The sequence below is a fragment of the Verrucomicrobiota bacterium genome, assembly GCA_016871495.1.
Classification (GTDB): Bacteria; Verrucomicrobiota; Verrucomicrobiia; order Limisphaerales; family VHDF01; genus VHDF01.
Map to the genome: position 1 here is coordinate 1 of VHDF01000116.1, position 12,110 is coordinate 12,110.

The following is a 12,110-nucleotide window of genomic DNA, read 5'->3' on the forward strand; positions in this document are numbered from 1 at the left end:
GAGGAGGCAGGCGGCGACTTCGAGCTGGTTTTCCCGCACGGCGAAGTAAAGCGGTTTGCGATAAGCGTGTTGACAGCGTGCCAGCGAAGGGTCGCGGGCCAGCAAGTGTCTCACGGTTTCGAGATCGCCCGTGCGGCACGCGCGGAAGAGCGCCCAAACGTCCGTCCCACGTCCGGTGGACCACTTTAATGGTTGGTCCGATTTTAGAGCTTCAGGCTGGGTCATGGGTGGGTTGGGAGGAAGATTGGGAACACAGGTTGAGTTCGTCGAGTGGAGTCACCCTGCGCGCGGGGCCACGATAGAGAAGCCATGGGCAGCGTGGAAAGGAGGGGGAGCCAACGGCACGGCGGCTAGTCATGCCCAAGTGGAATGCAATCGCATGCATGTTCACCATGGCGAGAGGGAAATGAAAGCCTCTGACCTGAAGAAGTTGCGCGATCGAGCACCGTTCCGCGCTCTTCAACTGTACGTCGACCCTTGGGGGCAATGAACACCGCCTCACTCCGCCTTTGAGGCGCAATTCCGTTTCTCTTCTCAGCCGGAGAGGACCTGGCTGCTTTGCAGATCGATGGGGCCAGTGGAAGGCGAAGCTGGAGAAGGTTAGTCATGGTCTTGATTGTGGCGTGATGGTTCCTTTTCCCTAGTAATGTTTGTCAAGATCTTAAACGTGCCTCGCGGGGCGAGAGATAAAACGGTGTGATGCCCGTGTTGTGCGAACGGCCTCTAAATAAATTGCACTCCGCTAGGTCACACCGGGAGGTCGGATGGGTCTCACGGAGACACGGAGAGAAAGCATCCGAAGCCTCTCTCACTCACGGCGTCACCGGTTCAAGCATGCTTCTGCGTCTCCGTGCCTTCGTGGCTCCGTGAGATCCCATTCCTGTTCTGTCTCAGCATTTAATTCGAAGGTTAGGATCACGAACCCGCGATCTCTGTTCCCGACGAACTTGTGCTTTTGCCGTATGCCTTGCAGCGAAAGTTTCGCATTTCCGCGCGGGATTAGGGATTGGAAGTCTGGTAGATTCGGGGTGATGCGATTTGGGTTCCAGTCTCCTCGGCTTAACCACGTCGCCTCGATTTCCCACGCCGAGAAAGCGCCAGAGGACTGGCGCACTCCAAGACCTGGCGGATCCTCCACCCACCTCGCCGTCGCGAAGCGTCTTGGACTGCGGTAGCCCTCGACCGCTTTGGACCACGCACGTGAACAACCTGCGCGCGATGCATCGCCCGTCGCCTTGCTTTCCCACGCCGAAAAAGCGCGGGGATATGATTCAAGATCTCGATCCCCAGAGAACTTTCGGTTGTTCATCTTAGAAACCTCAATGGTTCAAACCCTGGCCCGGTTCGGCAGTTCAACGTCCGCGGACAACGTCTAATTCCCGCTTGAGCTGAGGCCCGGGGACTTGGAGATTGGACGGATGGCGAGCGTTTATGACGAGTTGGCGTGGCGGGGACTCGTGTTCGATTGTACGGACACTGAAGGGCTCAAGGCGCGGCTGGAGCAAGGTCCGGCAGTGTTGTACTGTGGATTCGATCCCACTGCGGACAGTCTTCACGTGGGCAGTTTGGTGCCGCTCCTGGCGTTGCGCCGCTTCCAGATCCTCGGGCACATCCCCATCGCGGTGGCTGGAGGGGCCACCGGGTCCATCGGCGACCCCAGCGGCAAGTCCCAGGAGCGCCAACTCCTGAGCAAAGAGGCCCTGGCGGCGAATATCGCCTGCGTGCGCGAACAATTGCGCCGCATGCTCGACTTCGATGCCGTATCCAATCCCGCCCAACTCGTGGACAACGCCTCCTGGACCGCGCAGGTCAGCTTCTTGGACTTTCTCCGGGACATCGGGAAGCATTTTTCGGTGAACATGATGGTCGGGAAGGAAAGCGTCCGGGCGCGGATGGAGGATCGTGAAACGGGCATCAGTTACACCGAATTCAGCTACATGCTGCTTCAGGCCTTCGATTTCTATCACCTCTGCCAGGCTGAGCGTTGCGTCCTGCAAATCGGCGGCAGCGATCAATGGGGGAACATCACCGCGGGCATCGAATTGTGCCGGAAGAAGCTGGGCCAGTCGGTGTTTGGCCTGACGCTGCCGCTGATCACGAACGCGGACGGCACCAAGTTTGGCAAGACGGAAGCCGGCGCGGTCTGGCTGGATCCGAAGAAGACCAGCGTCTACCGGTTCTACCAGTTTTGGATTCGCGTGGATGACCGGGACGTGGTGCGTTACCTGAAGTATTTCACCTTTCTTTCGAAGGCCGAAATTGAAGCTTTGGAAGCCAAGCACCTCGAAAGGCCTGAGGCCAGAGTGGCGCACAAAGCCTTGGCCTGGGAAGTGACCAAGATGCTGCACGGTGAGGCCGCGTTGGAAGAAGCCGTGAAGGCGAGCGAGATTTTGTTCGGCGGTGGATTGGAGGGCATCGCCGAAAGTACGTTCCAGGAGATCGTGGGAGAGGTGCCGACGACATCGGTGGAGAGTGAACGGATCAAGCAGGGCATGCCCTTGGTCGAGTTACTGACACGCGTGGGGCTTTCCCATTCCAAGGGACAGGCTCGCAAGGATCTCGAAGGCGGCGGCATTTACGTGAATAACAGACGCGAAGGGGAATCCCAGCGTGTCGTGGGGGAGTCAGATCTGCTCTTCGGCCGGCACGTGTTGCTGCGCAAAGGCAAGCGCAATTACGCCCTGGCAAGCGTGTGCTGAGAGCGTTCGTTTTGCTTTGCTCGGCGGGAACAGGGCGGTTCATGCTGGTGTCATGTTGATCCTCGACGCCCATCTCGATCTGTCGATGAATGCCCTCGAATGGAATCGCGACCTGCGGTGTCCCATCGGGGAGATTCGAGCTCGGGAGGCCCATCTCCGTGACAAGCCCGACCGGGGCCGTGGCACCGTGTGTTTCCCGGAAATGCGGCGCGGAAACATCGGCCTCTGTGTGGCGACGCAGATCGCGCGTTACGTCCGACCCTCCAATGCCCTTCCGGGATGGCACTCACCGGAGCAAGCTTGGGCGCAAACGCAAGGCCAGTTGGCATGGTACCGAGCCATGGAAGACGCCGGGGAAATGGCGCAAATCACGAATCGAGCCGGATTGGAGCGTCATCTCGACTTGTGGACCCAGCCGAATCGTCCAGAACGAGCGCCGATCGGTTACATTCTGAGCCTGGAAGGCGCCGATTCCATCGTGACCCTCGGCCATCTCGAACGGGCCTACGCGCAAGGTTTGCGGGCCCTGGGACCGGCCCACTACGGACCGGGCACTTACGCGCAGGGAACGGACGCCACGGGAGGCATCGGCGCTCGCGGACGGGAGCTTCTGCGGGAGATGGACCAGCTCGGCATGATCCTGGACGCGACGCACCTTTGCGACGACAGCTTCTGGGAAGCGATGGACGTCTTTCAAGGACCTGTCTGGGCCAGTCATCAGAACGTGCGGGCATTGGTTCCGCACAATCGCCAGCACAGCGACGAGCAGATCAAGCTCCTCGTCCAGCGAGGTGCGGTTTTCGGCGGAGCGCTGGACGCGTGGATGATGGTGCCGGGTTGGGTGCGGGGAAAGACCACTCCGGAATCCTCCGGTTGCAAGCTGGAGCATTTGGTGAATCATTTCGATCACATCTGCCAGATCGCAGGGAACGCGCGGCACATTGGGTTGGGGACCGATTTGGATGGTGCCTTCGGCAGGGAACAGTCGCCGGGTGACCTCGACACCATCGCCGACATCGCGCGATACGAGCCGATTTTGGCCGGACGCGGTTATCCTCGGGAGGACATCGAGGGAGTGTTGAGCGGGAATTTTCTGCGATTCTTGCGGACCCATTGGAAGTAGACCGGCCAAAACTTCGGCTCGCCTTGGGAGGAGGCGGGCAGGTAGTCTCCGCCCCCAATTTGGCGCGCCCAGGGGGCACGCCAGGCAAGCATTGACCATGACGTCCGCCCAAATCCGCTCTTCCTTCCTGGATTTCTTCAAATCCAAGCAGCACTCCATCGTCTCTTCGAGTTCGCTCATGCCGGACTCGCCCAACCTGCTGTTCACCAATGCCGGCATGAATCAGTTTGTACCGATCTTTCTCGGCCAAACACGCTGCCCGTACAACCCGGGGCGGGCGGCGGACACGCAAAAGTGCATTCGCGCCGGAGGCAAACACAACGACTTGGACGACGTCGGGTTGGACACCTACCATCACACGTTTTTCGAGATGCTGGGGAACTGGTCGTTCGGCGATTACTTCAAGCGCGAAGCCATCGAATGGGCGTGGGAATTGATCGTGGAGATCTGGAAGTTTCCACCGCAGCGCCTTTACGCCACCGTCTACAGGCCTGATCCGGCCAGGAACGATCCGAGCGAGTTCGACCAGGAAGCCTGGGATCATTGGGCGGCGAAGTTTCGGTCCGCCGGGCTCGATCCCTCCGTGCATATTGTCAACGGGAACAAGAAGGACAATTTCTGGATGATGGGGGACACCGGTCCCTGCGGTCCGTGTTCTGAATTGCACGTGGATTTGACCCCGGAGGGGAACACAGGCGGGGCTCTGGTCAATCAGGGCAGTCCCTCCTGCATCGAGATTTGGAACCTCGTCTTCATTCAGTTCAACGCCAATCCCGATGGAACGTTCAGTCCGTTGCCGGCGAAGCACGTCGATACCGGGATGGGATTCGAGCGGGTCACGAGCATCATCCAGGGCACTCGAGGCTTCTCCGACTTCGCCGGGGCGCGCATCTCGAACTACGAGACCGACATTTTCCGTCCGATCTTTGACGCGATCGAAAAGCTGTCGGGCATGCGTTACGGATCGACCTTGCCGAAGCCGGGAAGCGCCGGGGACACGGAGCAGGAAAGGGTGGACGTGGCCTTTCGGGTGATCGCGGATCATATCCGGACCTTGAGCTTCGCGATCGCGGATGGAATCCAGCCGGGCAACACGGATCGCCATTATGTCCTGCGGCGGATTTTGCGCCGCGCGGTGCGTTATGGTCGGACGTTGGGTTTTCGCGAACCTTTCTTCTTCAAGCTGGTGGAGGTACTGGCGGATACGATGGGGGATGTGTTCGCCGAGATTCGCGCCAAGAAAAAGCATGTGCAGGACGTGCTTCGTTTGGAGGAGGAGTCCTTCAATCGAACGTTGGACAAAGGCATCGCCCTTTTCAACGAAGAGGCTGCCTCGGATGTGTCTGCGCGCGTCATCAGCGCGGATTTGGCGTTTCGACTTTACGACGAGCAGGGTTTTCCCCTGGACCTGACGGAACTCATGGCCCGGGAGCGCGGATTGGCGGTGGATCGCGCGGGTTTTGAGGGGCTGATGGAGCAGCAGCGGGCTCGGGCTCGTGCGGCGCAGAAAAAGGAAGTGATTTCTTTGAGCCAGATTGGAACCACGGAACCGACGAAGTTTACGGGATTCGACGAGTGGTCGGTGGCGGCGAAGGTCATCGAGGTGGCCGCCTTAAAGGAGGGGAAACTGGCTGTCATTTTGGATCGCAGCGCCTGTTACGCCGAGATGGGCGGGCAGGTGGGGGATACCGGAGAGATCTCCGGTTCCGGCCAGCTTTGGCCGATCTTGAACACTCAAAAATCAGGCCAGACCTGGTTGCATTGGGTCGAGGGAGCGGAAGCACCAGCGGTGGGATCGGTGGTCACGGTCTCGGTGGACGCCGCGCGACGCCGGGCGATTCAGCGTCATCACACGGTGACCCATCTCTTGCACTGGGCGCTGCATGAAGTGGTGAGCCGGGAAGCGTCCCAAAAGGGGTCGTTTGTGGGTCCGGACAAACTGACGTTCGACTTCAACAGCGCGCCACTGACGCCCTCCCAGGTTGCCGACATCGAACGGCTGGTGAACGAGCGCATCGTCGAGAACCAATCGGTGAGCTGGAGTGAAGTGGCCTATGCCGGGGTGAAATCCCGGAAGGACGTCATGCAGTTTTTCGGCGACAAGTACGGGGAGACGGTGCGCGTGGTTCAGATTGGCGGCGGGCCCGGACGGCTGGACGGATATTCCATGGAGCTTTGCGGCGGCACGCATGCGCGGGCGACCGGTGAGATTGGGGTGTTTCGTATCGTGGCTGAGAGCGCGATCGCGGCCGGCGTCAGGCGCATCGAGGCCGTGGCCGGGTTGGGCGCGTTCGAGGCGATGGCGCAGGATCGAGCCTTGATTCACACGCTGGCGGGACGGTTGAGCACGCCCCTGGCCGAACTCGAAAAGAAGCTCGACGCCATTCTGGCTCAACAAAAGGAATTGGAAAAGCAAGTCAAAGCCGCGACGCAGCGCGAGGCCGCCGCGAAGGCGAAAACTCTGCTGGGTAAAGCGCAAACCCTGAAGGGCACACCGGCGATTATTGAAGAAGTGGGTGGATTGGACGGTGACGCATTGCAGTCCCTGGCCGACGCGCTCAAGAGCGAGTTCAAGGGCGTGGTGGTGTTGGGAAGTGTTTCAGGAGACGCGGTGGCTTTGGTGGCGGCAGTTTCGCCGGAACTGACGTCCAGGATTCAGGCCGGAAAAATCATCCAGGCCATCGCCCCGGTGGTGGGCGGCAAAGGCGGGGGACGCCCGGATTACGCTCGCGGCGGCGGCAAACAACCGGACCAACTGAGCGCGGCCCTGGCCAAAGCCGCAACCTTGATTTGATCGCTCGTCACGACACTGGCGTGGTCAGTTGATCCACGGATCAAAGCGAGTGGACACCCGTCGGGCGATCCGGAGCGCGGCGTTCCGGTGCGACTCTCGATCAGGCGATCACCTCGTGGATTGCTTGAGGGCGAGGTTCAGGCCTTCCGCCCGAGCATGCGGTCCAACGCGTCGCTCGTTTGATAGATGAGCGCTTCCGGATAGTGAATCCAGGGGTGGAAGTATTCGAAAGTCAGAAATCCCCGGTAACCGATTCGGTCGAGAGATTCGATGACCGCAGGCCAGTTCGTGGTGCCGTCGAGCAGGGGCCGGAATGTTTCAAGCGAGTAATCGGTTCCCTTCTTGGTGTATTCCTTGAAGTGAATGTTGCGTATCCGTTTGCCCAGGATTGGAATCCAATGCTCGGGATGCTGAAACATGGAGATGTTCCCCGTGTCGAAATGGACCTGGACGCGTTCGCTGCCGAAGTGATCCACGAAGGCATTCATTTCCATCGGGGTCATCAGGTAGCCGTTGAAGAAGATGTTCTCGATGTTGAGATGGATCTTCAGTTTTTCGGCTGATTGGACCAGTTGCGCGACGGCTTCTTTGGCCCGGCGATCGCACACGTCGTTGGGAACAGGTTCGTGATCGGTCCGCCAGGGAATATGCACCGCGCCCGGAACGACCAGGACGTTGTCGACCCCCAGATCGCTGGCGGCTTGACCGATCTTTCCGGCCAGTTCGAGGCCGCGCGCCCGTTTTTCGGGGTCGTTGCTGGAGAGCGGGTAAGGCCAGAAAAGAAACGAGCAGAGGCCGCTGATCTCGATGCCGATGCGGTCCGCCATTCGGCGAATATCTTGAAACTCCTTCGTGCCAGCCTTGGGAGACAGGTCGTTGTCGAGGTCGTAATTCAGTTCGATGCCGTCGAATCCCGCGTCCTTGGCCAGTTGCAGGCATTCCCGGAGGTTCATACGTTCCGGATAGGGAAAGGCCCAGAGGTTGATGGACTTCTTCATCGCAAATCGCTTGGTCGAGCCCTTGCGAGGGTCCGGGGCGGCGGCGTGCGCCGTGGGTGAAGAGGCGGCAGTGAGCAAAGCAGCTCCGGCGGCGGTCGTGGAAAGAAGCGCGTCGCGGCGGGACACTCCGGGACGGCGGACCGGTTCGATGGGATTGTTGGAGAACGCTTCCTTGGGGGACAAAGGATTCAGGGGAGTCATGCGTCCAACCTAGAGATGAAGGTGTTCGATTTCCAGGGCAAACCCGAGTTGAAGGCCGCTCCATCGTATCTCCAGGTTGTCCGCCGGAGCACAATGGTGGGGAAAGCGGGACGCAGCCGCGGTGCGGGTGGGGAGGCTCGATACGCTCGTATCAGACGACGATGCGCGAATCTTTTGACGGCACCGCGCTCTGGAAAGCCCCCTCGTTTCCACTTCCTGGAACACGAACGATGGTGCCGAACTTTTTTTACTCGACGTTGCGGAGGCCGAATCCGGCCGCCGGGCCTGAGCGATCGTCGGCGGGAAACCAGAAGCGCTGGGTCACGCAGACCCGGCTGAATTCTTTCTTGTCCATGCGAGTGACGCGCAGGTCGGCCATGACGAGGTGTCCCTGCCGGTTATGGCGAAAGGCGAGCGAGTTGTTGCCCATCATCGGGCCTACGACGCCGCTGTAGTCGTTCGTCGCCAGATTACCCTCCATGTAAAGCATGGTCTTGCCCGGGTTGATGAATGTGGACAGGTCCGTGTTGTGGCAGATGGCGCAATTCATGGCGTAACTGTAGTCACGCCCACGGCTGGAAGTGCCTCGAGCCGGACTGACGGGTGCAGGTGTTCCCGCCCGGCGTCGTTTGTTCATCTCCAACTTGTCCGTGGCGCAAAGATACGATCCTTTCGCGTTGACGTACGGGTAGAGCTTGCCCGTGGCCAAGTCTCCGACGCGCGTGTAGAGCCAGTTCCGAAAGGAGGGGAGGTGCCCCCGGTAATCCATGGTGTAGGTCGTGGAAGCGATGCCGATTTGGCGGAGGTTGTTCAGGCATTGAACCCGGCGGGCGGATTCCTTGGCCTTGGCGATGGCAGGCACCAGCAACCCGGCTAAAATCGCGATGATCGCAATCACCACGAGAAGTTCGATGAGCGTAAAGGCCAGGGAACGGCGGGAATCGACGGGTCTCGATGGGGCACCCGGCAGCGCCGAGAGTTCCGGACGTTGTAGATCGTGCATGGCTGACGAGGCTGTTGGGTGGAGGGACTATGGCACTTCCGCATCGGAAGTCTATGAGGTTCTTGCTTGTGGAACGTACTCGGTGCATCCCGATGTTGCCGGTGATGCAGGTAGGGCGCGTCCGTCCCGGCGCGCCGCCGGAGCATGATGTTTTGCATCCAGTGGGCGGCGGGCTGGGGCAGGCCCGCCCTACCAACAACATCGGGATACACGGAACGTACTTCAGTGCCTCCAGAGGTTGTCGGTGATGCGCACGGCATTGCCGGGGCACGGCGTTCACGCCGGTTCAAGGCGTGTCTTCCATGGGGCAAGGCAAGTTCAACGGGCAAGGGGCTGCCAGGGGCGAAGGCATCCACCCAGGGCGGGTCATGGCATGGTTTGGGGAGGAGATCGCCGCGGCAGGCTGGCGCGAGCGGAAGCGACGGGAACGGCGCATCCAGCCATCTTGCGGATGCGCCGACGGGGACTTCTCCTCGAATGTTTCACTTGAATTGCAATCGGAGCGTTTGGAATGATGATTCATGGAAAACGCTACGCTTTCCGCCAATCTCGACGAACTCTTCTATCAGCCGGCCGACCGGTTCTTTACGAGCCGCTCTCACGTGGGGCTTACCTTCGACGACGTGACCCTGGCGACTCAGTATACCGAGATCTTGCCCAAAGACCCCCATCTCGATATCCGGCTTGCCGATGGGCTGACGCTTCACATTCCGGTGATTTCCTCGGACATGGACACCGTGACCGAGTCGCGCATGGCCATTGCGATGGCGTTGAATGGTGGATTAGGCCTGATCCATTACAACAGTTCACCGCGGGAACAACTTTCGGAGGTCACCCGGGTGAAGAATCACGTGCATGGATTGATCCAGGATCCCATTACGGTGAGTCCGGAACAGAGCATCGGCGATGTGATCGAGATGATCACCAAGCGGAAGTTCGCCTTCAGCACGTTTCCCGTCGTGGATGGAACGGACCGGCTGACGGGGCTCCTGCCCGGTCACGTCGTCAAGCAGCGTTACGCGAAGCGGACGGTGGCCGAGGCGCTGACCCCGCGAGGACAGGTCCACACCATCAAGCAAGCGGAGCTTGGCGCGGATCCGATCGCGCGTGCGGACAAGTTTTTCACCGATCATCCCGGCATTCACAAACTCATCGTGGTCGATGGTCAGGATCGTTTGAAGGGCTTGTTCACCATGAGCGACATTGAGCGCATCAGCTTCGAGCGCAGCGCCGCCTTGAAACCGGCGCGGGACTCCCAGTTTCGATTGTTATGCGGGGCCGCGCTCGCCCCGGTCAAGCAGCCGGACGGAAGCCTGGATCGGGAGAAATATCTTGGCCAGGTGGGGCATTTGGTGGACCGGGGTGTCGATGTGGTCGCGGTTTCCACCGCGCACGGTCATAGTGTGGGAGTCGGGGAAATGGTTCGGGCCATTCGGGGTGCATTCCCGAAGCTCCCGATCATTGCGGGCAACGTGACCACGGCTGGCGGCGTGGATTATCTCGCGGACGCCGGGGCGAACATCATCAAGGTGGGGCAGGGGCCGGGCTCCATTTGCACCACGCGCATCGTGGCGGGGGTGGGCATACCGCAGTTGACCGCACTTTATGTGGCGGCGCGGGCGGCGGCGGAGAAAAAAGTCGCCATCGTGGCCGACGGGGGGATCACGAAATCCGGCGACATCGTGAAGGCATTGACGCTGGCTCAGGCCGTGGTGTGTGGCGGGTTGTTCGCGGGATGTCCGGAGGCGCCGGGCCAGATCATGGAGATCAACGGCAAAGTCTATAAACAGTATCGCGGCATGGGCAGTGTTTCCGCGATGAAGGCGGGGAGCGCGGCGCGTTATGGTCACGGTGCGGAGATCTCGAGAAAAGTCGCGGCGGAAGGCGTGGAAGCGTTGAAGGAAGTCAGCGGATCAGTGGATTCGGTGCTGGCCCAACTCATTGGGGGGATTCGATCCGGCATGGGCTACTTGGGGGCGCGCACGTTGGAGGAACTTCGCGCGAAGGCGCGCTACATCCAAGTTACCCAGGCCGGCCAGCGGGAAGCGGCTCCTCACGACATCATCGAAGTCAAGACGGGGAACGTCTAACCCGCCTATTTCACACTCGACTGAGTGGGGAAACGTTCCCCATTAAGTTTCAACCATGCGGGTTGGATCGAACCGTGCCCCCGTTCCACAAACGGAGCCCATTCACTTTCCACAGCCTGTTGGAAGAAGTTCCTCCTCGGACCACGTCTCAAGCGACGTTCGTGCCGGCGCGTCTGTGTCGGGCCTTGAAAGACGAAAGCAGAGGGCCTTTCGGGCCTGCGCTTCGTCGGGAAGGATTTTTTGGCACCCTAAGGAAAGGATTGGCCTGGCAAAGATGATGTGGCGGCGGTTCCGCGGTGGTTCGTACTCCTGAGACGACCCATCTGACCAGCCTCCGTCATGGGCGTAGGTCGTTATCGGCACGAACGGGCGGTTCACCAACCCGAGATCGCTGTCCCCAGGGAACTTCGCTGGGCGTGGTCATTTTCTGGCCCGCATTTTGAAAACTCGATCCTTTGTTATTCTCGATGCCATCGAGAGTGAAAACGCGCGCTATCCCGGATATTTCATACTGAGCTTGAATCCGCGACAGTACGCCGCGTGAGGGCACGCGGCCTACCATCGCGACGGCCTCCGTGTTTGTAGGCCCGGTGTCCTCACCGGGCGTCCCGTGCGTGAAATATGCGCGCTAGAGACTAACAGAAGGCATCGAACGGTTTCGTCCGGCAAACACATGCGGACACTCTGCTGCCGCGTCCCTATCGGTTCCATGGCCCGATGATCGACCATCCGGATCCCGTGGGGGTTGTGGCAATGAAACGAGCAGAGATCATAGTCCCATGGGACATTCTCCACAGTCCGAGAACACCGCTGCTATGCTGAAAGACAAGATAGGCATGGCCATCTCGGTCGGCATCGATCACGGCACGCATTCTCCAGCCCGAACCCGGATGCGAAGGGTTCAGCACGTGCGCGTCTTGAAGATTCAGCCCGTTCATGTGCCAAATTGCTAACGTTCCATCCTCATGCTGCCAAAGAATGTCTTCGAACGAATCACTGTCCATATGCCCCATCCCGGCAATGCGCCACCGCTTATCCGACGGCCGACTGGGCAGCAAGTCCCGGGTGTTCGTGATCTGGCCGCCTTCGATCGATGACGCTTTGAGTCCTCCATCCTCGTGCTGCCACCCTACTGATATCCGCATAATATAGAGACATTTTTCTGGATTTACCTTGTAAACTCCGTGCATGGGTAATCCACG

At 60.0% G+C, this 12,110-nt stretch carries 7 protein-coding genes; 4 read left to right on the forward strand and 3 right to left on the reverse strand.

The window, feature by feature from the left end; genetic code table 11:
* The coding region (locus tag FJ404_17825) for an ankyrin repeat domain-containing protein (protein ID MBM3824714.1) at positions 1-225 on the reverse strand (225 nt) is incomplete at its 3' end.
* A gap of 1,193 nt (positions 226-1,418) precedes the next feature.
* Between FJ404_17825 and FJ404_17830 the strand changes: the two genes are divergently transcribed.
* From FJ404_17830 to alaS, 3 genes are all read left to right on the forward strand, one after another.
* Positions 1,419-2,699 carry a tyrosine--tRNA ligase gene (locus FJ404_17830; GenBank protein ID MBM3824715.1) on the forward strand — a complete coding sequence of 427 codons (1,281 nt, stop codon included), beginning with the start codon at positions 1,419-1,421 and terminating at the stop codon, positions 2,697-2,699.
* 52 nt (positions 2,700-2,751) lie between these two features.
* Positions 2,752-3,822: a peptidase M19 gene (locus FJ404_17835; protein MBM3824716.1), complete on the forward strand. Its 1,071-nt coding sequence runs from the start codon at positions 2,752-2,754 to the stop codon at positions 3,820-3,822.
* 97 nt (positions 3,823-3,919) lie between these two features.
* Entirely contained in the window at positions 3,920-6,616 is a 2,697-nt protein-coding gene (gene alaS, locus FJ404_17840; protein MBM3824717.1) for an alanine--tRNA ligase, read from the forward strand.
* A 137-nt stretch (positions 6,617-6,753) separates the two neighbouring features.
* Here alaS and FJ404_17845 read toward each other — a convergent pair whose 3' ends face one another.
* Positions 6,754-7,815 carry a sugar phosphate isomerase/epimerase gene (locus tag FJ404_17845; GenBank protein ID MBM3824718.1) on the reverse strand — a complete coding sequence of 354 codons (1,062 nt, stop codon included), beginning with the start codon at positions 7,813-7,815 and terminating at the stop codon, positions 6,754-6,756.
* Between the two features lie 247 nt (positions 7,816-8,062).
* On the reverse strand, positions 8,063-8,818 hold the full coding sequence (locus FJ404_17850; protein MBM3824719.1) for a type II secretion system protein: 756 nt from the start codon (positions 8,816-8,818) through the stop codon (positions 8,063-8,065).
* Between the two features lie 521 nt (positions 8,819-9,339).
* Here FJ404_17850 and FJ404_17855 point away from each other — a divergent pair.
* On the forward strand, positions 9,340-10,908 hold the full coding sequence (locus FJ404_17855) for an IMP dehydrogenase (protein MBM3824720.1): 1,569 nt from the start codon (positions 9,340-9,342) through the stop codon (positions 10,906-10,908).
* Positions 10,909-12,110: the final 1,202 nt, after the last annotated feature.

What these genes read in the sequence shown, in the direction of transcription:
- FJ404_17850 (MBM3824719.1), bottom strand. Translation starts at nt 8,818, where the DNA reads ATGCACGATCTACAACGTCCGGAACTCTCGGCGCTGCCGGGTGCCCCA.
- FJ404_17845 (MBM3824718.1), bottom strand. Translation starts at nt 7,815, where the DNA reads ATGACTCCCCTGAATCCTTTGTCCCCCAAGGAAGCGTTCTCCAACAAT.
- alaS (MBM3824717.1), top strand. Translation starts at nt 3,920, where the DNA reads ATGACGTCCGCCCAAATCCGCTCTTCCTTCCTGGATTTCTTCAAATCC.
- FJ404_17835 (MBM3824716.1), top strand. Translation starts at nt 2,752, where the DNA reads ATGTTGATCCTCGACGCCCATCTCGATCTGTCGATGAATGCCCTCGAA.
- FJ404_17830 (MBM3824715.1), top strand. Translation starts at nt 1,419, where the DNA reads ATGGCGAGCGTTTATGACGAGTTGGCGTGGCGGGGACTCGTGTTCGAT.
- FJ404_17855 (MBM3824720.1), top strand. Translation starts at nt 9,340, where the DNA reads ATGGAAAACGCTACGCTTTCCGCCAATCTCGACGAACTCTTCTATCAG.